This window comes from Qipengyuania sp. JC766 (assembly GCF_040717445.1).
Lineage (GTDB): Bacteria > Pseudomonadota > Alphaproteobacteria > Sphingomonadales > Sphingomonadaceae > JC766.
In genome coordinates, this window is record NZ_JBFEFL010000001.1 from 2,376,243 (window position 1) to 2,398,718 (window position 22,476).

Genomic DNA, 22,476 nt, shown 5'->3' on the forward strand with positions numbered 1-22,476 from the left:
TCGGCCAACGATGTTAGGCAGATGCGGGTTCCATGTCACTCGTCCTCGTCCTCGCGCCCGACCAAGGCCAGTGCGCGGGCCTTGCGCTGGTGCAGCTGGCACCAGCGGAGCAAGGCATCCTCGCGTCCGTGCGTGATCCAGCTTTCCTGCGCGTCGACCTGGCGGATCGTGTCGGTCAGTTCGCCCCAGTCGGCATGATCGGAAATCACCAGCGGCAGTTCGACGTTTCTCTGCCGCGCGCGCTGGCGCACGCGCATCCATCCCGACGCCATGGCGGTGATCGGTTCGGGCAGGCGGCGGCTCCAGCGATCGTTGAGCGCAGACGGGGGCGATACGACGATATGCCCGCGCATCTCGTCCTTCGTCGCATCGGCCACCAGACGCAATTCGCCGAGCGGCACGCCCCATTCCTCGTAGAGGCGGCACATGCGCTCCATCGCGCCGTGGAGGTAGATCGGTTCGGAATAGCCCGCGGCGCGCAGTTCGGCGATAACGCGCTGCGCCTTGCCCAGGGCATAGGCGCCGATCAGCACGCACCGTTCGGGATGGGCTGCCAGCCGGTCGAGCAGCTTGCGCATCTCGTCCTCGATCGGCGGGTGGGTGAAGACCGGCAGGCCGAAGGTCGCCTCGGTGATGAACACGTCGCACGGCGTGACCTGGAAGGGCGGGCAGGTCGGATCGGCACGGCGTTTGTAATCGCCCGTCACCACGACCCGTTCGCCGGCATGTTCGAGCAGGATCTGCGCGCTGCCCAGTACGTGCCCGGCGGGGATGTAGGTCGCATCGACTCCGCCCTTCAGGCGGACGGTCTGGCCGTACTCCACCGGTTTGGAGCCCTTGCGGGTGTTGTAGCGCAACCGCATGATCGCCAGCGTTTCGGGCGTGGCGTAGGTTTGGCCGTGCCCGCCGCGCGCGTGGTCCGCATGGCCATGGGTGACAAGCGCCCGGTCCGCCTCTCGCGAGGGATCGATCCATGCATCGGCGGGCACGACATGGATGCCGTGCGGATGCGGCTGGATCCAGGAGAAGGGCGCGCTCACGGATGTGCGAACGGACGGGCACGACGGCCGGTTCCGGAGGTGGACCCGGCCATCGCTACCGTTCGATCCGTCCTAGCCGTTCCCGTTTTCGGGGCCGGACGCGCTTTCCTCGTTCGCATCGCTTTCGGGCTTGGACGTATCCGGCTTCGTCGCTTTCTTCGCGGCCGGTTTCTTGCGTTTCGCCTTTGCCTTGGGCGGGGCGGGGGTCAGTTCGAAATCCGGCTTGCCGTCCTTGATGGTGACATTGACCTCGCCCCCTTCGGACAGCTTGCCGAACAGGAGGGCCTCCGCCAGCGGCTGCTTGATCTTTTCCTGGATCAGACGGCCCATCGGACGCGCGCCGTAGAGACGGTCATAACCCTTGTCGCCCAGCCAGCTCTTGGCTTCGTCGTCGAACTGGATGTGGACGTTCTGTTCCGCCAGCTGCAGTTCGAGCTGGAGGATGAACTTGTCGACCACGCGGGCGATCGTGTCCTTGCCGAGATAGCCGAACGGCACGATCGCATCGAGCCGGTTGCGGAATTCCGGCGTGAACATGCGCTTCACCGCTTCCTCGCTCGCATCTTCCTTGCTGACGTCGCCGAAGCCGATGCCCTGGCTCGCCATGTCGGCGGCGCCGGCATTGGTCGTCATGATCAGCACGACATTCCGGAAATCGACCGTCTTGCCGTGATGGTCGGTCAGGCGCCCGTTATCCATCACCTGCAACAGGATGTTGAACAGGTCCGGGTGCGCCTTCTCGATCTCGTCCAGCAGCAGCACGCTGTGCGGGTTCTGGTCCACGGCGTCAGTCAGCAGGCCGCCCTGGTCGTATCCGACATAGCCCGGAGGCGCGCCGATCAGGCGGGATACGCTGTGGCGCTCCATATATTCGGACATGTCGAAGCGCTTCAGTTCGATGCCCATGACGCTGGCCAGCTGGCGCGCGACTTCGGTCTTGCCGACGCCGGTCGGGCCGGAGAACAGGAAGCTGCCGATGGGCTTGTCCGGTTCGCGCAGGCCCGCGCGGCTGAGCTTCATGGCCGTCGACAGCTTCTGGATCGCCGCGTCCTGCCCGAAGACGACGTGCTTCAGGTCGCGTTCGAGATTTTCGAGCGCCTTCTTGTCGTCCTTGCTGACCGACTTGGGCGGGATACGCGCCATCGTCGCCACCACCGCCTCGATCTCGCGAGCGGTGATCTTCTTCTTGCGGCGGCTGGGCGGGACCAGCATCTGCATCGCGCCGACCTCGTCGACCACGTCGATCGCCTTGTCGGGCAGCTTGCGGTCGTTGATGTAGCGGCTGGACAGCTCCACGGCCGTCTTGAGCGCGTCGGGCGTGTACTTGACCTTGTGGTGTTCCTCGAAGGCGCTCTTGAGCCCCTTCAGGATCTTCACCGTATCCTCGATGGAAGGTTCGTTCACGTCGATCTTCTGGAACCGGCGCAGCAGGGCGCGGTCCTTTTCGAAGTGGTTGCGGAATTCCTTGTAGGTGGTGGACCCGATGCAGCGGATCGCACCGCTGGACAGTGCCGGCTTCAGGAGGTTGGACGCATCCATCGCGCCGCCGCTGGTCGCGCCGGCCCCGATGACGGTGTGGATCTCGTCGATGAACAGGATTGCCTCGGGCATCCCCTCGAGTTCGTTCACGACCTGCTTCAGCCGTTCCTCGAAATCGCCGCGATAACGCGTGCCGGCCAGCAGCGCGCCCATGTCGAGCGAGTAGATCACCGCCTCTTCCAGCACTTCGGGCACGTCGCCTTCGACGATCTTGCGCGCGAGGCCTTCGGCGATGGCGGTCTTGCCGACGCCGGGATCGCCCACATAGAGCGGGTTGTTCTTGGACCGGCGGCACAGGATCTGGACCGTGCGGTCCACTTCGGGGCCGCGGCCGATCAGTGGATCGATCTTGCCCGCTTCGGCGCGCGCGTTGAGATTGACCGTGAACTGGTCGAGCGCGGATTCCTTCTTCTTCCCGCCGGCCGCTTCGGCAGGCTCTTCGCCCGGTGCGTTTTCGGCACCTTCGGGCGGACGCGATTCGATCTGCTGGCCGCCCTTGCCGATGCCGTGGCTGATGAAGCTGACCGCATCCAGACGGCTCATGTCCTGTTGCTGCAGGAAGTAGACCGCATAGGAGTCGCGCTCGGAGAACAGGGCGACGAGCACGTTGGCACCGGTCACCGCGTCCTTGCCCGAGGACTGGACATGCAGGATCGCGCGCTGGATCACCCGCTGGAAACCCGCCGTCGGTTGCGGATCGGCGTCTTCCTCGCCCTTCAGCGACTGGTATTCCTGGTCGAGATACTGGCGCACCGCGGCGCCCAGCTCGTCGAGGTCGACCCCGCACGCATGCATGACCTGCGCCGCTTCGTCGTCGTCGACGAGCGCGAGCAACAGATGCTCCAGCGTCGCATATTCGTGGCGGCGCTCGGTCGCATTGGCGAGAGCGGCGTGGAGGGTCTGTTCTAGGTTGGTCGAGAAACTGGGCATTGGTCGAGCCTTCGTGTGGAACCGGGTGTCGCGGGCCGGCGGAGACATTCGGATGATGGCGTGCCGGGTGAAGATGGCAGCTGGCGATGAACGATCGCTATACGATGCCATCCATATGGTGGCGCACTCGCGGTTTGCGAGTGGGTCACCCGGGCTTTCGCCCGAAAAGGGCATCCGCCTCGGCGCGGTGCGCGGCGGCGCGGCCCCTGTGGGATTTCACGCGTTCGATCTCCGCTTCGAGCCGGGCGATTCTCTCGTCGAGCTCTGCTTGGGAGTAGGGACCGAGGTCTTCCGTCGCCAGCCTGGAAGCGGCGTCGCCTTTCGGTCGGGGAAGATCGTCGGGATCCATGACTGCAATCTCGCAAAGGATGCGGCTTGCTGTCAATCGGCACGCTCGCTACTCCCCCGCGCACTCGCACAGAGCGCGGCGACGAGGGGGAGATGCCGATGCCGACCATTCCGCAGACGATGACAGCGATCGCCTTCGACACACCGGGCGATGCCTCGGTGCTGGCACCTGCCGAACTGCCCGTGCCGCAGCCGGCCCAGGACGAACTGCTGATCCGGGTCGCGCATGCCGGCGTGAACCGGCCCGACGTCATCCAGCGCAAGGGTCTTTATCCGCCGCCGCCGGGCGCTTCACCGCTGCTCGGCCTGGAAGTGAGCGGCGAAGTGGTCGCGGTCGGCGAAGGTGTTCCGGAAACGTGGATCGGGCGCGAGGTCTGCGCCCTGACGCCCGGTGGCGGCTACGCCGAATACTGCGTCGCGCCAGCGGGTCACTGCCTGCCCGTGGACGGGGCTATGCCGCTGCGCCAGGCGGCGGCGATTCCCGAGACGCTGTTCACCGTCTGGTACAACGTTTTCCAGCGCGGGATGGCGCGCGACGGGGAAACGCTGCTGGTGCATGGCGGGACGAGCGGCATCGGCACGATGGCGACGATGCTGGGCAAGGCGATGGGCCTGACCGTCGTCACCACCTGCGGCAGCGACGACAAGTGCCGCGAATCGGAGCGGGTCGGCGCCGACCTCTCGATCAACTATCGCGAGACCGACTTCGTGGAAGCTGTGAAGGACTTTGCGGATGGCGAGGGCATCGAACTGGTTCTCGACATGGTGTCGGGCGATTACGTGGCGCGCAATCTGGCCTGCCTGAAGGAGGGGGGGCGGCACGTGACCATCGCCGTCCTCGGCGGACCGAAGGCGGAAATCAACATGGCCCAGGTCATGAGCCGCCGGCTGACGCTGACCGGCTCGACGCTGCGGCCCCGGTCCAACGAATTCAAGCGCTTGCTTGCCGAGGAGATCGAGCAAGAGGCCTGGCCCCTGTTCCTGGATGGAACGCTGGCGCCCGTCATGGACGAAAGCTTCCCGCTCGCCGAAGCGGCCGCCGCCCATGCGCGGATGGAGGCGGGCGACCACATGGGCAAGATCGTGCTGGATGTGGCGAAGGGCTGACCCGATTGCCGCCGAACCGCGGAAGTAAAAGCGGGGGATATTCTCCAAACCGTCACGGATCTGTGAATCCCCTGTAACAAATGCCTGCCAGAGGCCCGTGGCTATAGTATCGCGCTTTCGGGAGCCGATTTATGGCCATGTACCGTGACGAGGACGTCCTCTTCCCCGGCGAGGGGCGGCAGGGCAATATTTCGAACTTTCCCGCCGTGACGCGGCCTGCGACGCCGGAACCCGAAGGCGGCAAGCGGCGAAAGTTCCGCACGATCTGGATCAGCGATGTGCATCTGGGCACCAAGGGCTGCAATGCCGAGATGCTGATCGACTTCCTCGACCATACCGACAGCGAGACGATGTATCTCGTCGGAGACATCATCGACGGCTGGCGCCTGAAGAAGAAGTTCTACTGGCCGCCCGCGCACAACGACATCGTCTGGCGGATCATGAAGCGAGCCAAGCGCGGCACGCGCGTGGTCTACATCCCCGGCAATCACGACGAGATGTTCCGCCAGTTCACCGGCCTCAATTTCGGCGGCATCGAGATCCGCCGCGCGGCGTTCCACGACACGGCCGACGGGCGGCGCCTGATGGTGCTGCACGGGGACGAATTCGATGCGGTGATGCTCTCTCACCGCTGGCTCGCCTTCGTCGGCGACACGCTCTACCACTTCATGATGGGCCTCAACCGCTGGGTGAACCGTGCGCGGACCGCGCTCGGCCTGCCCTACTGGTCGCTGTCCAAAGCGGCGAAGAACAAGGTCAAGAACGCCGTCGAGTTCATCGGCCGGTACGAGGAAGTCGTCGCGCGCGCTGCCGGAGAGCGCGGCGTGGACGGGGTGGTGTGCGGCCATATCCACCATGCCGAAATGCGCGATTTCGAGCACGACGGGGAGCCGGTTGGGTATTACAACGACGGGGACTGGGTCGAAGGCTGCAACGCGCTGGTGGAGCATTTCGACGGTACGATGGAGATCCTCGACTGGCCGACCGAAATCGCCCGCCGGACACTGGCCGTCGCCCAGGACGAGGCAAGGGCCGCCGCGTGAACCGCATGTCCGCCATCGCCGTGGAACGGGCCGCCGCGCTGGGGCCGTTTCCCGGGCGGATCGTGATCGTCACCGATGCCTGGCACCCGCAGATGAACGGTGTTGTCCGCACGTTGACCACCACGGTCGAGATCCTGCGCCAATGGGGTCATGACGTGCACGTCCTGTCGCCCGACATGTTCCGCTCGGTCCCGTGCCCGAGCTATCCCGAGATCCGCCTGGCCGTCGCGGCCCCCGGCACCGTCTCGCGGTTCTTGGCCGACCTGCAGCCCGACGCCGTCCATGTGGCGACCGAAGGCCCGCTGGGCTTCGCGGCGCGGCGGCACTGCATCGACCGCGGGATACCCTTCAGCACCGCCTACCACACCCAGTTTCCCGACTACGTCGCGAAGCGGACCGGCCTGCCGGCGAGCCTGTTCTGGAAATATATCACCTGGTTCCATCGCCCCGCTGAACGCGTGATGGTGGCGACGCGGAGCATCCGGGCGGAACTGCGCGCGCACGGCCTGACCAAGCTGCATCACTGGAGCCGCGGGGTGGACCTGGAATGTTTCACGCCCGACGCGCCGCGCCCGCCCGAATACGAAGGGCTGGAAGGACCGATCCAGCTCTATGTCGGGCGAGTCGCGATCGAGAAGAACATCGAGGCATTCCTGCGCGCGGACTATCCGGGCAGCAAGGTTGTGGTCGGCGACGGGCCCGCCTCCGAGGAACTGAAGGCCAAGTTTCCTGACGCCCGTTTCCTCGGCCGGAAAAGCGGGCGCGAGCTTGCCGGATGCTACGCCCATGCCGACGTGTTCGTCTTCCCGAGCAGGACCGACACGTTCGGGCTGGTGATGATCGAAGCGCTCGCCTGCGGGACGCCGGTTGCGGCATTCCCGGTGCCCGGACCGATGGATATCCTGACCGACACGGTCGGCGCGATGTCGGACGAGCTGGAGCGCGCCATCGCGGCGGCGATCTATTGCGACCGCGCCCGGTGCGCCGAATACGGGGCGCAGTTCAGCTGGGAAGCGGCGACCCGCCAGTTCCTCGACGGACTGGCCGCATTCGAGGAACTGGTGCCGTCCGACGCCTGAGGGCTTGCCGCAAGACCATTCTCCGCCTAGATCGGATCGTGCAAGGCCGCTCCGAAAGGGGCGGCCCTTCTATTTTCAGGACTACAGGACACGCCGACCATGGCCGACCAGCCCACCCCCCTCATGCCGCACGCGACCGCCACCTGGCTGGTCGACAACACCGGTCTCAGCTTCGAGCAGATCGCCGATTTCTGCGGTCTCCACATCCTCGAGGTCCAGGCCATGGCCGACGACCTGGCGAGCAGCAAGTATACGGGGCGCGATCCGCTGCATTCGGGCGAACTGACCCAAGAAGAGATCGAGCGCGGTCAGGCCGATCCGTCCTACACGCTCAAGATGCAGAAGGCCCCGGTGGAGGTAACCCGCACCAAGGGCCCGCGTTATACGCCGGTTTCCAAGCGGCAGGACAAGCCGGACGGGATCGCCTGGATCCTGCGCAACCATCCCGAAGTCTCCGACGCGCAGATCGGCAAGCTGATCGGCACGACGCGCACGACCATCGGCGCGATCCGCGACCGGACCCACTGGAACATCCAGAACATCCAGCCGAAGGATCCCGTGACGCTCGGCCTCTGTTCGCAGCGCGAGCTCGATGCGGTGGTGGCGAAGGCCGCCAAGAAGGCCGGCATCGACGGCGAAGGCGCGGTCCCCGTCGCCGACCGGACGAGCGAGAAGGACAAGCTGATCGAGGAACTGCGCGCCGAACGCGACGCCAACGCCAAGGCGGCCGCCGAAGCGGTCCAGGAAGCCGAAGCGGCGGCGTGGCTGGAAGCGAAGCGCGCGGGCGAAGCCGAAGACGGCAACCAGCCCTGATCTAACGTCCGTGGCGCGCCGGCTTTCCGGCGCGCTATTCGGCGCCATCGGCGTCTTTTGACCTTGCGGGGACGCGGCGTGTCGGCCACCATGCTGACATGGATGTAAGTAACGCGCCCTATCACCATCCCCGCCCGTGGGACACGCCGATCCCGACCATGAGCCTGCCGGCTATGTTCGCGCGCAGCGCGGCGGCGAAGCCGGACGCGCCGATCGCCGATTTTCTCGGCCGCACCTACACCTATCGCGAGATGCACGGGCAGGCCCGCCATTTCGCCGCGGCGCTGCAGGCTATGGGGATCAGCAAGGGCGAGCGGGTCGGCCTGTTCCTGCCCAACGCCCCGATCTACATCGCGGCCTATTACGGGGCGATGATGACCGGAGCGACGGTCGTGAACTTCTCGCCGCTCTATTCCGTTGCCGAACTGTCCCACCAGGTGGAAGATTCGGGGACGCGCCTGCTGGTCACGATGGATGCCGCTTCGCTCCTGCCGACCGCGCTCGAAGTCCTCAACGGCTCCACGCTGGAACATCTCGTCGTCGGCAACCTGGCCGGGATGCTGCCTTTCGTGAAAAGCTGGGGGCTGCGGATCGCCGGTCGCAAGCAGCTGGCCCCGGTCCCGAAGCGCGACGATGTCCTGAACTGGGCCGACATGACCCGCGGCGGAGAGCCGCAGCCGGTGACGATCGACCCGGAAACGGACCTCGCGCTGCTGCAGTATACCGGCGGCACCACCGGAACGCCGAAAGGCGCCATGCTGACCCATGCCAATCTGACCGCCAACGCGATGCAGGTCGATGCGATCGATCCGTTCGAGGATCGCGACGTCATCATGGGCGTCCTCCCGTTCTTCCACGTCTTCGCCAACACCTGCGTCCTCAACCGGACGGTCGCGAAGGGGGGCTGCATCGCCATGCTGCCGCGCTTCGATGCCGGGGACACGCTGAAGCTGGTCGACCGGATCAAGCCGACGAGCTTCCCCGGCGTGCCGACGATGTACCAGGCGCTGCTGGACCACGAACGCATCGGCCGCACCGATTTCACCTCGCTGAAAGTGTGCGTTTCGGGCGGCGCGGCGCTGTCCGCCCCGACACGCGAGCGGTTCGAGGCGATCTCGGGGGCACGGGTCGTCGAAGGGTACGGCCTGACCGAAAGCTCGGGCGTCGTTTCCACCAACCCTTATATCGGTGAGCGCCGACCGGGGACCATCGGCCAGCCCCTGCCCGGCACCCGCGTGCGCCTGCTCGACAAGGAAGATCCCTCCAGGCCCGCGCCCGAGGGCGAGCCGGGCGAACTGGTAGTTTCCGGCCCGCAGATCATGCAAGGATACTGGAACCGTCCGGAAACCGCGAAGGATGCCTTCGTAGAGGCGGAGGGAAGGCGCTGGCTGCGCACCGGCGACATCGCGCAGATCGACGCGGACGGCTTCATCCGGATCGTCGATCGCAGCAAGGACATGATCTCGGTCGGCGGGTTCAAGGTCTTTCCAAGCCAGGTGGAAGACGTGCTGGTCGATCACGAGGCGGTCAAGGAAGCGCTCGTGATCGGCGTGCCCGAAGATTATCGCGGCGAAGTGCCGCGCGCCTACGTCACGCTGAACGAAGGTTTCGAGGAAAGCGGGGACGCGCTCGCCAAGTGGCTCAACGCCCGGATCGGCAAGCACGAGCGGGTCGATAGCGTGGTCGTCCGCGACGAATTGCCCAAGACAATGATCGGCAAGCTCGACCGCAAGGCCCTGCGGGCCGAAGTTCTGGACTGATCACGAAAAACGGCCCGGACGGTGGTCCGGGCCGCTTCGAATTTTCATGGAGGATACCGGGATCAGCTGGCGATCGTCAGCGTGGGCTCGTCGTCCTGCGCCGGGGCCTCTACCAGCCGCGATTCGATCGCCCGGTCGGTGCCCGGCATGCTGTGCGTGAAGCGGCCTTCGATATGCGCGCCCTGCTCGATGGTCAGCGCGTCGTAATGCACGTCCCCTTCGATGCTGGCGGATTTCAGGATCACCAGGTCGCGCACGGTCAGCGACCCGCGGACCGTGCCGGACAGGCGCGCGCTCTCGGCGTGGATCGCGCCGTGGATCTCGCTCCCTTCGCCCTGGACGAGCGAGGCGCAGCGGATGTCGCCTTCGATCCGTCCTTCGACGTGCAGCTCGGTCGCCGCTTCGACGTCGCCCTTGATCGACATGTCCGCCCCGAGGACGGAAAAGGTGTTGCTGCCGCTAGCCATCGACTTTGGCACGCTCGGCATCCCGGGAATGGAATCGGACTTCTTTGAGAACATGCGGCGCTCTCTCCAGGAAAGGTTTGGGATTTACGGCCCGCCCGTTCACGCGGACTTCGAAATGGAGGTGAGGGCCGGTCGACCGGCCGGTGCTGCCGATGCCGCCGATGCGCTGACCGGCATCGACCCGGGCACCCTGCTTGACGTCGAACCGCGCCATGTGGGCATAGCGGGTGACCATGCCGTTGCCATGAGTGATCTCGACGGTGTTGCCGTAACCGCCCTTGCGTCCGACGAAAGTCACGGTGCCCTTGGCGGCCGCCAGGATCGGGCTGCCGGTCGGGCCCCGGAAGTCGAGGCCGGCATGCATGGCGCCACTGCCGTTGAAGGGGTCGCGGCGATAGCCGAAGCCGGAGGATACCGACGCCATGCTGGTCGGCACGACCTGCGGAATGCCCTCTAGCACGCGCTCGAGCGCGGCCATGCGGGTCAGGCTGAGACCGAGCTTCTCGAAGCGCGGATCGATCTTCCCGTTCGGGCCGGTCGAAACGCCTTCGAACGGACCACCCATGGCGGAACTGTCGTTCACCGACGCGAGCATCTGTGACGGGTTGAGGCCCAGCTCGCGGATCGCCTGCGAGGCCCGTTCGGCGCGGTTCTCGGCAAAGCGGGTCAGGCGGCCGGCAAGCCGGACCTGGCGGGCTTCGATCCGTGCCAGCGCACCGGCTTCGGGAAACAGCGTGCTGACCTTCTCGATCGTGTCGTCCATCGCCGCATCTTCGGCCGTGGCGGCGGCATCTTCGCTGCGTACGTCCTCGGGCAGCATTTCGGCCAGCGCTTCCAGCGCATCCTGCCGCTGCTCGAGACTGCGCGCCGCGCTCTCGATCTCGGTTCGGAAGGCGTCGACGCCTTCTTCCTCGGCCGCGACGAGGGCCTCACGCTCCAGCAGCGACACGCGCTCGGAATGGGCCTGGTACTGGCTGAACGCCATTACGCCCATCGACGTGCCCCACGCGACGAGCGCGACGGCCACGGCGCCGGCCGCGCCGGCCTGCATCCGCGAACTGATCTTGATGAAGCGAACCTGTCCGCCGGACCGCATGAAGAACTCGCGATCGGGGAACCATTGCGCCAGGCGTTCCTTGATCCCGCCTGGTGATTTCAAAATGTCCAAAACAACCCCACATGAAGTGAAAATCGTGGTCGGCCGGCTATCAAAGGGTGGCTGCGGGGTCGAATCCGCGGGCCGGACAAACGGGCGAATGGAAGCATCGCCGGGATAAAGCGTTCAATTGCTCGAAAAAAATTCGGGCGATCGGGGAAACAAATCATGCCGACATGTGTTGCGCCGCATCGCGAATCGATATGAAGAGAATCGGTTCACCATCGCAAGCCGCGGAAATCCGCGGAATTTCTGGGTGCGCCGATGCTCTGGCGAGACACGTATGAGAATCGGCTTGCTCGGCGGGAGTTTCAATCCGGCGCATGGCGGGCATCGGCGCATCTCCCTGTTCGCGCGCGAGGCGCTTGGCCTGGACGAGGTCTGGTGGCTGATCTCGCCGGGCAATCCGCTCAAGCCCAAGGCAGGTATGGCGCCGCTCGCGAAGCGCGTGCATTCGGCGCAGGCGATGGCGCGGCGCGCCCCGATCCGGGTGAGCGCCATGGAGTGCGAGCTCGGCACGCGCTTCACGGTGGAGACTTTGCGCGCGATCCGTATGCGCTATCCGAAACATCGTTTCGTCTGGATCATGGGTGCGGACAATCTGGCGCAATTCCATCGCTGGAAGCGGTGGCGCGAGATTGCGCGCAGCATGCCGATTGCAGTGGTCGCGCGGCCCGGCTATGATGGCGCTGCCGTCGCAAGCCCCGCGATGGCCTGGCTGCGGCGGCACGAGACCTCCGCAGCGCGATTTCGGAACAGGGGCGGATGGAGCGCACCGGCGCTGGTGACTTTGCGGTTCGATCCCGATCCACGTTCGGCAACGGCGATACGCCGTGATACGCCGGATTGGGCGGACGGCCTGCCTTCCGGACCGCCGCGCGATCAGGTGACGCACCGGATCATCGATCCTGCATGCGGTTCGCCATCAAACCCCGGGGGAGAACGTTCGGCGTGATGCCGGCGACGCGATTCTCCCGCAGGGACCTTCCCTCATCAAGGAGCATCGCTTTCGCCCATGACACAGGCGCAAACTGTGGCCGCCGACGGCCAGCATATTATGACCACGACACCTGAATTTCCCGAAGTAGAAGCCGAGCCCGGCTCGTTGCTGGCGCTCGTCCACGAACAGCTGGACGACGACCAGGCGCAGGACGTCGTGACGATCCCGCTCGAAGGCAAGTCGAGCGTGGCCGATCACATGGTCATCGCCTCGGGCCGTTCGACCCGCCAAGTCGCCTCCATGGCGCAGAAACTGGCGGAACGGATCAAGCAGGAAGCGGGCGGATCGGTCCGCATCGAAGGCCTGCCCGCCGCGGACTGGGTCCTGATCGATGCGGGCGATGTTGTCGTCCACTTGTTCCGCCCGGAAGTGCGCAGCTTCTACAACCTGGAACGGATGTGGGCCTTCGGCGACGCGCCGCCGGTCGCCGGGCACGCCTGACCTTCCGGGTGCCTTCGGTACCCAGGCTTAAAGAGGCTGGCCGATGCTGCTTCACGTCATCGCCCGCGGCAAGATCGGCCGCAGTCCCGAGGCGGAGCTCGTCGACCGCTACGCCAAGCGGATGACCTGGCCGCTCAAGTTGACCGAATGGCCCGAGCGGGGCGGCCGCGAGATCGAGCCGCAGACACCGGTGAAATCGGTCGTGCTGGACGAGAAAGGCCGGTCGCTCTCGTCCGAGGACCTTGCCGCGACGCTGGGCGACTGGCGCGATGGCGGGATACGCGAAACCCGCTTCCTGATCGGTGCCGCGGACGGACATGCGCCGGAGGACCGCGCCACGGCCGACCTGGTGCTTTCTTTCGGGGACGCGACCTGGCCGCACCTGATGGTCCGCGCCATGCTGATGGAGCAGCTCTACCGCGCAACCTCCATCCTTGCCGGCCATCCCTATCATCGGGCAGGGTGAGCCCCGTGCGTTTCACCCGACCCGCCTTTCTGACCCTAGCGTTCTGCGCCGCGGCCATCGCGCCCTTCGCCATTGTCGGTGGGGCGGCGGCGCAGCGCGGCGGGGCACCGACCGATGCGGACAATGCGCGCGCCGCGCTCGAACGGGCGCAGGCCGATGCCCGCGAGGCCCGGTCGCGGGGCGAAGCGCTGGAGGAAAAGGCGCAGAGCGCGACCCAGGCGCTGGAGAAAACCGCCAACGAACGCGCCGCGCTGGCCGCACGCATCCAGCAGTCGGAAGCTGAAATCGCGGGCGCGGAAGCGCGGCTTGCCCTGATCGCGCAGCAGCAGGATGCGCTCGAACGCCGCCTCGGGGAACGGCGCGGGCCGCTGATCCGCCTGACCGGCGCGCTGACCCGCTTTTCCCGTCGGCCGATCGCCCTGTCGGCCCTGCGCCCCGGCTCGGTGCGAGAAACCGTCTATTTGCAGGCCATGCTGGAAAGCACGCTGCCGGAAGTCCGCAAGCGGACCGAGGCCCTGCGCGCCGAAATCGAACGCGGCCGCAACCTTGAGCTGCAGGCGGAGCAGGCGCTCGCGGGCCTGCGCGACAGCGAACAGGCGCTGGAGACGCGGCGCAAGCGGCTTGCCGCACTCGAAAGCCGCCAGCGGCTCGCCTCGCGCCAAGCGGGCGGCGCGGCGGACCGGGAGCAGGAACGCGCCCTGTCGCTTGCGGAAGATGCGCGCGACCTCGATTCGCTGGTCGAACAACTCGACGAGGCGGGCACCTTGCGCGAAGAACTCGCCGCTTTGCCTGGGCCCATGCTTCGGCCCGCCAATCCGCAGGATACGGCACAGACCAAGGGTTCGAACCGCACCATCGCCGCCTCTCCGTCTGTCGCGGCAGGCGCGCCGGCATTCAGCCTGCCCGTGGCCGGGCGGACGATCGCCGGTTATGGCGAGCGGGCGCAGGGCGGCAGCCGCAGCACCGGTATCACGCTTCGCCCGCGTCCCGGCGCACTCGTCACCACGCCCGCGCCGGGCCGGGTCGCCTTTGCCGGCAATTATCGCGGTTACGGGCGAATCGTCATCGTCGAGCATCCGGGCGGCTGGACCAGCCTCGTGACCGGGCTCGCACGCACCGATACCGCGGTGGGCGAAACGCTGGTCGCCGGTGCCCCGCTGGGCGTCGCGACCATCGACAATCCGGCGATAACGCTGGAAATCCGCCGCAACGGCACGGTCCTGAACCCGCTGGAAGTGATCCGATAGGCGACCTGCCCTTCACAGCGGGGGCACGCATCATCATCTGGCGTTAAGTCCCGATCGGCGATACCATCGGCAGGAATACGCGAAAGGCCGACCTCGATATGAAATTTGCCGCCCTTGCCAAAGCCAGCGCGCTCGTCACCGCCGTCGCACTCGTGCCGGCCACCACTGCCGGCCTTGCTCAGGTCGACGGCCCGACCAGCGCACGGTTCGCGGAACTCGAGGCGATCTACGCCAAGATCAAGTCCAGCTATGTCGAGGAAGTCGACGACGAGACGCTGATGCGCGGCGCGATCGACGGGATGCTGGCGGCGCTCGACCCGCATTCGGGCTATCTCGACGGGTCCGACCTGCAGCGCATGAACACGCTGATCGATGGCAATTATTCGGGACTCGGCCTGTCGGTCGTGCAGGAAGACGGCGCGGTGAAGATCGTGTCGCCCTTCCGCGGAAGCCCGGCGGAGGACGCCGGCCTGAAAGCGGGGGACTACATCACCCATCTCGACGGCGAACTTATCTATGGAGGCGAACTGGACGATGCCGTGGCGCAGATGCGCGGGCAGGCCGGGACCGCGATCCGCCTGACCGTGTTCCGCCCGGGCCGCGACGAACCGTTCGACGTGACCGTCACGCGCGGCGTGATAGAGCTGGAGCCGGTGACCTACGAGATTGCCGAGGGCAATATCGGCGTCATCACGGTCAACGAATTCTCCCGCGACGTGGGTCGCGACGTCTACACCGCATGGGAATCGATCCGCCGCGACGCGACGGGCCGGGTGAACGGGCTCGTCCTCGACCTGCGTTCCAATCCGGGTGGATCTTTGGACGAGGCGGTCGCACTGTCCGACCTGTTCCTAGAAAAGGGCCGCATCGTGTCGCAGCGCGGACGTACGCGCGGCGAGACGATCAATTACGATGCCGAATCGATCTTCCGCGGCCAGATCGCGCCGGACGTGCCGATGGTCGTCCTGATCGATGCCGGCTCCGCTTCCGCTTCGGAAATCGTGGCCGGCGCGCTGCAGGACCATCGCCGTGCGGTGGTCATGGGAGATCGCAGCTTCGGCAAGGGCAGCGTGCAGTCGCTGGTGCCGATCGGACGCGAAGCGGCGCTCAAGCTGACCACGGCGCGTTACTACACGCCGTCGGGCCACTCGGTGCAGGAAGGCGGCATCGCGCCCGACATCCGCGTGCCGCAGCTGTCCGATCCGGACATGGCGAAACGCGCCCGCTTCCAGCTTCGCGAGAGCGACCTGCGCGGTCACCTGGTCAACGAAATCGGCCTGAAGGACGAGGATCTGGAACTGGACGAGCGCACCGATCCGCGCTTCACCCAGACTGCGGAGGAACTGGAAGAGCAGGGCATCGAGGATTTCCAGCTGCATTACGCGCTGGACACGCTGCGCCGCGCCGCACCCAGCGCACTCGCCCGTCGCCAGTAACGGCGGGCATAGGCGCATGACACCCGCGACCCGGCTGGCGCAGAGGCTTGCGCTGGGCATTCCGGCGGCCCTGCTAGCCGGGGCCTACATCTCCGAATTCGGCTTCGGCCTCTACCCGTGCGAAATGTGCTGGTGGCAGCGCTGGCCGCATTTTGCCGCGGTCGGCCTTGCGCTGGCGTCCACAGTTCTTCCCCCGCGCAAGCTGTGGATCGCAATGGCCGCGCTCGCCATCCTGGTTTCGGGCGCGATCGGCGGCTTCCATGCCGGCGTCGAATACGACTGGTGGGAAGGCATCACCGGCTGCGCCAACATGGTCGCGGCGGGCGAGGGCAGCGCGCTCGACGCGATCTTGAACGCGCCGATCGTCCGGTGCGACGAAGCCCCATGGACCCTGTTCGGCATCAGCCTGGCGGGCTTCAACTTTCTCATCTCGACCGCCGCGGGCCTTGCCATACTGGCCCTGATCGCGCGAAAGGACCGGGTATGAGCAAACCCGACACCACGCGCATGATCCGTGTCGACCAGGCCGGAGAGTTCGGCGCGACCCGCATCTACGAAGGCCAGCTCGCCGTGCTCGGAGACAGGCACCCGCACTCTGCGGAAATCAAGGCGATGGCCGCGCAGGAAGAAGGCCACCGGGCCCGCTTCGATGCGCTGATGGCGGAGCGCGGGGTCCGGCCGACGGCGCTGCAGCCGTTCTGGAAAGCCGCCGGCTTCGGGCTGGGCGCGGTGACCGCGCTGATCGGCCCGGAGGCGGCGATGGCGTGCACCGCCGCGGTCGAGGAGGAAATCGACCGCCATTATTCCAACCAGCTCGACGAGCTGGAGGAAGCGGGTGCGGATCCCGAACTGTCCGCCATGATCGAGGAATTCCGCGAGGACGAGCGCGAACATCGCGACGCGGCGCTGGCACATGGCGCGGAGAAGGCACCCGCCTATCCGCTGCTGTCGGGCGTGATCCGGCTGGGTTGCAAGGCGGCAATTCGCCTCTCCGAACGGATCTGACCCGGGGCGGCGGCCGGAACCAAGGCAGCCGTTCGGGCGCTTCATCCTATATTCAACGGTGTGGCGTTCAGTTAGGAACCGTCACGGCCCAACCGACAGGAACCATCCGATGCGCACGCTCGCCCTTTCACTCGCCGCCACGGCTTTCGGACTGACCGGAGCCAGCGCCCTTGCCCAGGAAACGACCGAGGCCGTGCCGGACAATGTGCAGACGGCAATCGTCTATGGCGAGGACGACGCGCCGCCCTGTCCCGAAGGCGTGATCTGCGTGATCGCGCGCATGCCGGAATCGGAACGCTATCGCATCCCGCCCGTGCTTCGCCTGAGCGAGGATCCGTCAAACATGGCGTGGACGCGCCGGGTGGAACGGCTCGAGATCATCGGCGATTCGGGCATCCAGTCCTGCTCGCCGGTCGGCGCGGGCGGCGAGACCGGCTGCACGCAGCAGCTGATCGCGGCCGCCTATGGCGAGCGCGAGAATTCGAACAGCGTGCGCTTCGGCCAGCTGATCAACGAAGCGCGCGAGGAGCGCCTGTCCGAGATCGACTCCGAAGCGGCGGCGGAACAGCAGCGCGTCGAAGAACTTGAGCGCCAGTACATGGAACGCCTGGAAGCCGAGCGCGACGGCCCCGTTCCGGGCTCCGAAACGGACGCATCGGGCGAACCAGTGGCAGTCGATCCGGACGATCTCCCCGATCCGCAGGGGCTTTGACGGGAGGCTAAGTCGGGCTTCGATCAGGTCTTTGGGTTGCCCTATCAGGCGATCATGGTAACGCCGGCACATGGCAAAAACCCTCAAGATTCTGACGGTCTTCGGCACGAGGCCGGAGGCAATCAAGATGTTTCCGTTAATCCATCTTCTGCAGGAAGATCAGCGGTTTGACAGCCGGGTGTGTGTGTCCGGGCAGCATCGTGGGATGCTGGACCAAGTCCTCGAAATCGCAGGCATCGAACCGCATCACGATCTAGATCTGATGCAGCCCGGCCAGACGCTAGATGCCCTGACCGCACGTCTACTGGAAGGAATAGGGAATGTCCTTGACGAAGAACGTCCAGACTGGGTCGTGGTCCAAGGCGACACCGCGACTGCAATGTGCGGTGGACTGGCGGCATATTACAGAAAGATTCCGGTCGCGCACGTGGAGGCAGGACTGCGTAGCGGCGATATCCACCATCCCTGGCCGGAGGAGGTGAATCGAAAGATCATTGGAACTTTCGCCGCCCTTAATTTCGCCCCGACGGAAACTTCGGCGAAATCCTTGACGACGGAAAATGTCGATCCCGCGAAAGTGCACGTAACAGGCAATACGGTTATCGATGCACTTCATTGGATCACCGAAAAGGTTGCCGCGGAGCCTGCGCTTGCGACGGCTTTGTCCGAGGTCGAGAAGAGGTTCGCCGGCAAGCGCATTATTGGGGTGACCAGTCATCGCAGGGAGAATTTCGGTGACGGAATGGATGCCATCGCTGACGCGATCGGTCGGTTGGCCGATCGTGACGACGTCGCGATAATCTTCCCGGTGCACCTCAATCCTAATGTTCGATCCGTTATGAATGAGCGTCTCGCAGGACGAGACAACATCGCTCTGCTCGAACCTCTGGATTATCCGAACTTTGCCCGTCTCCTCGACATAAGCTCAATCATGCTCACCGACAGCGGCGGCGTGCAGGAGGAAGCTCCTGCGTTGGGCAAACCGGTTCTGGTGATGCGGGAGACAACGGAGCGTCCGGAGGGTGTCGAAGCCGGCACGGCAAAGCTGGTCGGTACCGATGCCGACAGGATCGTCGAAGAGGCGAGCCTTCTTCTCGATGATCAAGAAGCCTACTCAGCCATGGCCCGCTCGCACAATCCCTTCGGCGACGGGAAGGCTGCACAGCGCATTGTCGATCTGCTGGCCGGCTGAACGGCCTTCATTGCATTTCCAGTGGGCGGGCCGTAGTTCGCCCGCCAACCATCACGACAGGAATCTCATGTTCGTCGACAAGAAGCCCGCAGTTTGCGTTATCGGTCTCGGCTATATCGGCCTTCCGACGGCAGCGACCATTGCCCGAGCGGAATGCCCGGTGATCGGCATCGACGTGTCGGAAAAGGTGGTCGAGACGATCAACCGGGGCGAAATCCATATCGAGGAAGTCGATCTCGATGCCCTAGTGCAGGCAGTGGTACGTCGCGGTACCTTGAAGGCGTCGACCGAGATGCAGGCGGCGGATGTGTTCGTGATCGCGGTTCCGACGCCGTTCGAGCACGACGGAAATCACACGCCCGACACGTCCTACGTCATGGCAGCGGCGAAGGAAGTCGCCGGCGTGCTGAAAGCTGGGGACACGATCATCCTCGAATCGACGTCGCCCGTCGGCACGACCGAAGCGATGCGTGATCTGCTTGCCGATCTCAGGCCCGACCTCCGAATGCCCGGAGCCGATCAGGACAAGCCCGATGTAGCGATTGCATACTGCCCCGAGCGGGTCCTTCCCGGGCGCATCCTGGAAGAGCTGACCCACAATGACCGCTCGATCGGCGGGATCACACCGCGCTGCGCGCGCAAGGCGCTCGCCTTCTACAAGCGGTTCGTGAAGGGCGCTTGCATCACGACCGATGCCAGAAGCGCCGAGATGACCAAGCTGGTCGAAAACGCCTATCGCGACGTGAACATCGCCTTTGCGAACGAATTGTCGATGGTCTCCGACGCGATGGGGCTCGATGTGTGGGAAGTCATCCGTCTGGCCAACCGACATCCCCGAGTGAATATTCTTCAGCCCGGACCCGGCGTCGGGGGCCATTGTATCGCCGTCGATCCGTGGTTCATCGTGAACGGCGCGCCGGAGCAGTCCAGGCTCATCAGGACCGGACGCGAGGTCAATGTGGGCAAGACCCATCACGTGATCGAGAAGGCGCGGCAGCTCATCGCGGAAAACGAGGGCGTTCCGGTTGGATGCCTGGGGTTGGCTTTCAAGGCGAATATCGACGACTTCCGGGAAAGCCCTGCTCTCGAGGTCGCCGCGAGCCTGGCGCGCGAGTTCGGGGAGCGGATCCGGATCGTGGAGCCCTATGCGGCCGAACTGCCGATCGAGTTCACCGATACCGGCGCGGCGCTGATCGACATCGACACCGCGCTGGAGACATGCGGCGTGCTCATCGTTCTGGTGGACCACGACCTGTTCAAGGTCGTGCCCGCGGAAGAGCGCAATCATGCTGCGATCTACGACACGCGCGGGATCTGGCCCGACGCGCAGGAGAAGCCGGGCCGGCCGGGTCTGCGCCTCGCCAGCTAGGGCGTCCGGTCAGACGCCGTAATAGTCGCGGTACCAGGCGACGAAGCGCCGGATGCCTTCCTTCACGTCCGTCTGCGGGCGGTACCCGGTCAGTTCCTGAAGCAGCGTCGCATCGGCCCAGGTCGCCGGCACGTCGCCTGTCTGCATGCCCATGTAGTTGCGTTGTGCCTCCCGGCCGCATTCCGCCTCGATCGCCTCGATGAAGTCGAGAAGGCGGACCTTGTCGCTGTTGCCGATATTGACCACGCGGAACGGCGCGGCGGGCGACAAGCTGTCGTATTCGGGAATGTCCTCCCGGCTTTCCGGGCGTTCTGGCACCGCGTCGATCAGCAGGCGGATGCCACGGACGAGATCGCTCACATAGGTGAAGTCGCGATACATCTCGCCATGGTTGTAGATGTCGATCGGCGTGTCTTCGAGGATACCCTTGGTAAACTTGAACAGCGCCATGTCCGGACGCCCCCACGGCCCGTAGACCGTGAAGAAGCGGAACATGGTGACCGGCAGGTCCCACAGGTGGGCGTAGCTGTGCGCCATCGCCTCGTTCGCCTTCTTCGTGGCGGCGTAGAAGGTCAGCGGCGTGTCGCATTTCTCGCGCTCGTCGAACGGCATCTCGTCGTTCGCCCCGTAGACGGAACTGGTGCTTGCCATCAGCAGGTGGTCGACGCCCAGCTCGCGGGCGCATTCCATGACGTTGAAGGTGCCGGTGATGTTCGCGTCGAGATAGGCGCGCGGATTTTCCAGGCTGTACCGGACCCCAGCCTGCGCGGCGAGGTGGACGATGACGTCCGGCCGTTCCTCCAGCATCAGCGCGCGCAGGCCGTCGAAATCCTCCAGCATCCCGACATGGGCGCTGAAATGTTCGTTCTGCAGCAGCATCTGGTGCCGCCGCTCCTTGATGCGCACGTCGTAATAGTCCGTCATGCCGTCGTAGCCGACGACCCGGAACCCTTCCTTCAGCAGGAGGTCGGCGAGATGGAAGCCGATGAAGCCGGCGGTCCCGGTGACGAATACGGTGCGCATCCTATCGCCCTACAGCGTCCAGTCCGCGTCGGGCAGGACGCCCTTCAGGTCCGCAAGCGTACCCCCTTCGACCAGCGCGTCGCGGAACGCGGCCGATCCCATGTCGCGATATTCGCGGTGGGCGACGGCCAGAAGGACCATGTCGTAAGTGCCGGACAGTGCGCCATCGTCCAGCGCGATGCCGTATTCGTGCGAGGCTTCCTCCGCGTCCGCGTGCGGATCGTGGACGGTGACGTCGTGGCCCAGCTCGCGCAGTTCGGCGATGAGGTCCGCAACCTTCGAATTGCGCAGGTCTGGCACGTCCTCCTTGAACGTGAGCCCGAGGACGAGGACCCGTCCTGCCGTGCCACCGCGCGCCTCGTGCAATTGGCGCGCGACCCAGCCGGCCATCCCGTCGTTCACGCCGCGTCCGGCCAGGATGACCTTGGGATCGTGGCCCAGTTCTTCCGCCCGGTGCGACAGGTAATAAGGATCGACGCCGATGCAGTGTCCGCCGACCAGGCCCGGCGTGAAGGGCAGGAAGTTCCACTTGGTCTTGGCCGCTTGCAGCACGTCCCAGACGGGAATATCCATCCGGCCGAAGATCTGCGCGATCTCGTTCATGAAGGCGATGTTGATGTCGCGCTGGGCGTTCTCGATCACCTTCGCCGCTTCGGCCGCCTTGATCGATGCGGCGCGGAACGTGCCCCCGGTGGTGATGGCGCCGTAAAGGTCGGCGACCTTGTCCAGTACTTCGGGCGTCTGCCCCGACACCACCTTGGTGATGCGGTCGATCGTGTGCTCCCGGTCGCCCGGATTGATGCGTTCCGGGCTGTAGGCGAGGAAAAAGTCGGTCCCGCACTTCTTGCCGGAAACCTCTTCGAGGATCGGCGCGCAGATATCCTCGGTCACGCCGGGATAGACCGTGCTTTCGTAGATCACGATCGGTTCGAGGCCCGCCTTCACCGCGCGTGCGACCATTTCGCCGACGGTGCGCGATGCGGCGCGCACGATCCCGAGATCGGGCTTGTTGTCGGCATCGATCGGCGTCGGGACGGTCACGATGTAGAAGTCGCTCGGCGGGCATTCGCCCGGCTCTGCCGTCAGTTCCAGCGTGGAGGCTTCCATGCGGTCACGGTCGATCTCGCCCGTGCGGTCGTGCCCTTCGCCCAGTTCCGCGATCCGCCGCGTGTCCACGTCGAACCCGGTGGTCGGGAACTGGCGCGCCAGGGCCACCGCCAGGGGCAGGCCGACATAACCGAGCCCGATCACGGTCACACGACCATCTGTATTCGCCATCGACACGTCCATCTACAAAATATGC

General features: G+C 65.6%; 22 protein-coding genes. 15 read left to right on the forward strand and 7 right to left on the reverse strand.

The features are described from left to right. Nucleotides 1-35 precede the first annotated feature (35 nt). From AB1K63_RS11390 to AB1K63_RS11400, 3 genes are all read right to left on the reverse strand, one after another. The gene (locus AB1K63_RS11390) at nt 36-1,040 is read right to left on the reverse strand and encodes a ligase-associated DNA damage response exonuclease (RefSeq protein WP_366960275.1); all 1,005 of its coding nucleotides are present in this window, start codon (nt 1,038-1,040) and stop codon (nt 36-38) included. Nucleotides 1,041-1,112: 72 nt separating this feature from the next. Beyond that, entirely contained in the window at nt 1,113-3,509 is a 2,397-nt protein-coding gene (gene clpA, locus AB1K63_RS11395) for an ATP-dependent Clp protease ATP-binding subunit ClpA (protein WP_366960276.1), read from the reverse strand. A gap of 145 nt (nt 3,510-3,654) precedes the next feature. Next, on the reverse strand, nt 3,655-3,858 hold the full coding sequence (locus AB1K63_RS11400; RefSeq protein ID WP_366960277.1) for a DUF1192 domain-containing protein: 204 nt from the start codon (nt 3,856-3,858) through the stop codon (nt 3,655-3,657). 98 nt (nt 3,859-3,956) lie between these two features. Here AB1K63_RS11400 and AB1K63_RS11405 point away from each other — a divergent pair, with 98 nt between their 5' ends. From AB1K63_RS11405 to AB1K63_RS11425, 5 genes are all read left to right on the forward strand, one after another. Continuing rightward, nucleotides 3,957-4,964: an NAD(P)H-quinone oxidoreductase gene (locus AB1K63_RS11405; protein ID WP_366960278.1), complete on the forward strand. Its 1,008-nt coding sequence runs from the start codon at nt 3,957-3,959 to the stop codon at nt 4,962-4,964. Between the two features lie 131 nt (nt 4,965-5,095). After that, nucleotides 5,096-6,007: a UDP-2,3-diacylglucosamine diphosphatase gene (locus AB1K63_RS11410; RefSeq protein WP_366960279.1), complete on the forward strand. Its 912-nt coding sequence runs from the start codon at nt 5,096-5,098 to the stop codon at nt 6,005-6,007. 5 nt (nt 6,008-6,012) lie between these two features. After that, a complete protein-coding gene (locus AB1K63_RS11415; protein WP_366960710.1) occupies nt 6,013-7,086 on the forward strand; it encodes a glycosyltransferase family 1 protein in 1,074 nt (357 codons plus the stop codon). Nucleotides 7,087-7,185: 99 nt separating this feature from the next. Further along, nucleotides 7,186-7,899, forward strand: a complete 714-nt coding sequence (locus AB1K63_RS11420) for a DUF1013 domain-containing protein (RefSeq protein WP_366960281.1) — start codon at nt 7,186-7,188, stop codon at nt 7,897-7,899. A 98-nt stretch (nt 7,900-7,997) separates the two neighbouring features. After that, nucleotides 7,998-9,659, forward strand: coding sequence for an AMP-binding protein (locus tag AB1K63_RS11425; protein ID WP_366960282.1), 1,662 nt, complete (start codon nt 7,998-8,000; stop codon nt 9,657-9,659). 62 nt (nt 9,660-9,721) lie between these two features. On the opposite strand, the gene AB1K63_RS11430 is transcribed toward AB1K63_RS11425, so the two are convergent. Together AB1K63_RS11430 and AB1K63_RS11435 are read right to left on the reverse strand one after the other, a co-directional pair. Next, nucleotides 9,722-10,126 (reverse strand): polymer-forming cytoskeletal protein, encoded by a 405-nt coding sequence (locus tag AB1K63_RS11430; RefSeq protein ID WP_366960283.1) that lies wholly within the window; start codon nt 10,124-10,126, stop codon nt 9,722-9,724. Further along, nucleotides 10,119-11,285 (reverse strand): M23 family metallopeptidase, encoded by a 1,167-nt coding sequence (locus AB1K63_RS11435; RefSeq protein ID WP_366960285.1) that lies wholly within the window; start codon nt 11,283-11,285, stop codon nt 10,119-10,121. The genes AB1K63_RS11430 and AB1K63_RS11435 overlap by 8 nt, the downstream gene beginning before the upstream one ends. A 280-nt stretch (nt 11,286-11,565) precedes the next feature. Between AB1K63_RS11435 and AB1K63_RS11440 the strand changes: the two genes are divergently transcribed. From AB1K63_RS11440 to wecC, 10 genes are all read left to right on the forward strand, one after another. After that, nucleotides 11,566-12,237, forward strand: coding sequence for a nicotinate-nucleotide adenylyltransferase (locus AB1K63_RS11440; protein ID WP_366960711.1), 672 nt, complete (start codon nt 11,566-11,568; stop codon nt 12,235-12,237). Between the two features lie 102 nt (nt 12,238-12,339). Next, entirely contained in the window at nt 12,340-12,723 is a 384-nt protein-coding gene (gene rsfS, locus AB1K63_RS11445) for a ribosome silencing factor (protein ID WP_366960286.1), read from the forward strand. Between the two features lie 43 nt (nt 12,724-12,766). Further along, on the forward strand, nt 12,767-13,189 hold the full coding sequence (locus AB1K63_RS11450; protein WP_366960287.1) for a 23S rRNA (pseudouridine(1915)-N(3))-methyltransferase RlmH: 423 nt from the start codon (nt 12,767-12,769) through the stop codon (nt 13,187-13,189). Nucleotides 13,190-13,194: 5 nt separating this feature from the next. Further along, nucleotides 13,195-14,436: a peptidoglycan DD-metalloendopeptidase family protein gene (locus AB1K63_RS11455; protein WP_366960288.1), complete on the forward strand. Its 1,242-nt coding sequence runs from the start codon at nt 13,195-13,197 to the stop codon at nt 14,434-14,436. Between the two features lie 98 nt (nt 14,437-14,534). Then, nucleotides 14,535-15,872 carry a S41 family peptidase gene (locus AB1K63_RS11460; RefSeq protein ID WP_366960289.1) on the forward strand — a complete coding sequence of 446 codons (1,338 nt, stop codon included), beginning with the start codon at nt 14,535-14,537 and terminating at the stop codon, nt 15,870-15,872. A 16-nt stretch (nt 15,873-15,888) separates the two neighbouring features. After that, entirely contained in the window at nt 15,889-16,359 is a 471-nt protein-coding gene (locus AB1K63_RS11465; protein ID WP_366960290.1) for a disulfide bond formation protein B, read from the forward strand. Then, on the forward strand, nt 16,356-16,877 hold the full coding sequence (locus AB1K63_RS11470) for a demethoxyubiquinone hydroxylase family protein (RefSeq protein WP_366960291.1): 522 nt from the start codon (nt 16,356-16,358) through the stop codon (nt 16,875-16,877). Before AB1K63_RS11465 ends, AB1K63_RS11470 begins: the two co-directional genes overlap by 4 nt. 109 nt (nt 16,878-16,986) lie before the next feature. Further along, on the forward strand, nt 16,987-17,589 hold the full coding sequence (locus tag AB1K63_RS11475; RefSeq protein WP_366960293.1) for a hypothetical protein: 603 nt from the start codon (nt 16,987-16,989) through the stop codon (nt 17,587-17,589). Between the two features lie 70 nt (nt 17,590-17,659). Then, complete coding sequence (gene wecB / locus AB1K63_RS11480; RefSeq protein ID WP_366960295.1) at nt 17,660-18,781, forward strand: UDP-N-acetylglucosamine 2-epimerase (non-hydrolyzing); 1,122 nt, start codon at nt 17,660-17,662, stop codon at nt 18,779-18,781. Between the two features lie 67 nt (nt 18,782-18,848). Continuing rightward, nucleotides 18,849-20,150 carry a UDP-N-acetyl-D-mannosamine dehydrogenase gene (wecC, locus tag AB1K63_RS11485; protein WP_366960296.1) on the forward strand — a complete coding sequence of 434 codons (1,302 nt, stop codon included), beginning with the start codon at nt 18,849-18,851 and terminating at the stop codon, nt 20,148-20,150. A gap of 9 nt (nt 20,151-20,159) precedes the next feature. Here the strand turns inward: wecC and AB1K63_RS11490 are convergent, their stop codons facing one another. After that, on the reverse strand, nt 20,160-21,173 hold the full coding sequence (locus AB1K63_RS11490) for a GDP-mannose 4,6-dehydratase (protein ID WP_366960297.1): 1,014 nt from the start codon (nt 21,171-21,173) through the stop codon (nt 20,160-20,162). Between the two features lie 9 nt (nt 21,174-21,182). Then, on the reverse strand, nt 21,183-22,451 hold the full coding sequence (locus AB1K63_RS11495; RefSeq protein WP_366960298.1) for a nucleotide sugar dehydrogenase: 1,269 nt from the start codon (nt 22,449-22,451) through the stop codon (nt 21,183-21,185). Between the last annotated feature and the right edge of the window lie 25 nt (nt 22,452-22,476).

Excerpts from the sequence above, each read along its gene's own strand:
- AB1K63_RS11495 (WP_366960298.1), bottom strand. The coding sequence starts at position 22,451 with ATGGCGAATACAGATGGTCGTGTGACCGTGATCGGGCTCGGTTATGTC.
- AB1K63_RS11440 (WP_366960711.1), top strand. The coding sequence starts at position 11,566 with ATGAGAATCGGCTTGCTCGGCGGGAGTTTCAATCCGGCGCATGGCGGG.
- AB1K63_RS11490 (WP_366960297.1), bottom strand. The coding sequence starts at position 21,173 with ATGCGCACCGTATTCGTCACCGGGACCGCCGGCTTCATCGGCTTCCAT.
- AB1K63_RS11465 (WP_366960290.1), top strand. The coding sequence starts at position 15,889 with ATGACACCCGCGACCCGGCTGGCGCAGAGGCTTGCGCTGGGCATTCCG.
- AB1K63_RS11425 (WP_366960282.1), top strand. The coding sequence starts at position 7,998 with ATGGATGTAAGTAACGCGCCCTATCACCATCCCCGCCCGTGGGACACG.
- rsfS (WP_366960286.1), top strand. The coding sequence starts at position 12,340 with ATGACCACGACACCTGAATTTCCCGAAGTAGAAGCCGAGCCCGGCTCG.
- AB1K63_RS11450 (WP_366960287.1), top strand. The coding sequence starts at position 12,767 with ATGCTGCTTCACGTCATCGCCCGCGGCAAGATCGGCCGCAGTCCCGAG.
- AB1K63_RS11475 (WP_366960293.1), top strand. The coding sequence starts at position 16,987 with ATGCGCACGCTCGCCCTTTCACTCGCCGCCACGGCTTTCGGACTGACC.
- AB1K63_RS11400 (WP_366960277.1), bottom strand. The coding sequence starts at position 3,858 with ATGGATCCCGACGATCTTCCCCGACCGAAAGGCGACGCCGCTTCCAGG.
- clpA (WP_366960276.1), bottom strand. The coding sequence starts at position 3,509 with ATGCCCAGTTTCTCGACCAACCTAGAACAGACCCTCCACGCCGCTCTC.
- AB1K63_RS11460 (WP_366960289.1), top strand. The coding sequence starts at position 14,535 with ATGAAATTTGCCGCCCTTGCCAAAGCCAGCGCGCTCGTCACCGCCGTC.
- AB1K63_RS11405 (WP_366960278.1), top strand. The coding sequence starts at position 3,957 with ATGCCGACCATTCCGCAGACGATGACAGCGATCGCCTTCGACACACCG.
- AB1K63_RS11470 (WP_366960291.1), top strand. The coding sequence starts at position 16,356 with ATGAGCAAACCCGACACCACGCGCATGATCCGTGTCGACCAGGCCGGA.
- AB1K63_RS11420 (WP_366960281.1), top strand. The coding sequence starts at position 7,186 with ATGGCCGACCAGCCCACCCCCCTCATGCCGCACGCGACCGCCACCTGG.
- AB1K63_RS11415 (WP_366960710.1), top strand. The coding sequence starts at position 6,013 with ATGTCCGCCATCGCCGTGGAACGGGCCGCCGCGCTGGGGCCGTTTCCC.
- AB1K63_RS11410 (WP_366960279.1), top strand. The coding sequence starts at position 5,096 with ATGGCCATGTACCGTGACGAGGACGTCCTCTTCCCCGGCGAGGGGCGG.
- wecC (WP_366960296.1), top strand. The coding sequence starts at position 18,849 with ATGTTCGTCGACAAGAAGCCCGCAGTTTGCGTTATCGGTCTCGGCTAT.
- wecB (WP_366960295.1), top strand. The coding sequence starts at position 17,660 with ATGGCAAAAACCCTCAAGATTCTGACGGTCTTCGGCACGAGGCCGGAG.
- AB1K63_RS11430 (WP_366960283.1), bottom strand. The coding sequence starts at position 10,126 with ATGGCTAGCGGCAGCAACACCTTTTCCGTCCTCGGGGCGGACATGTCG.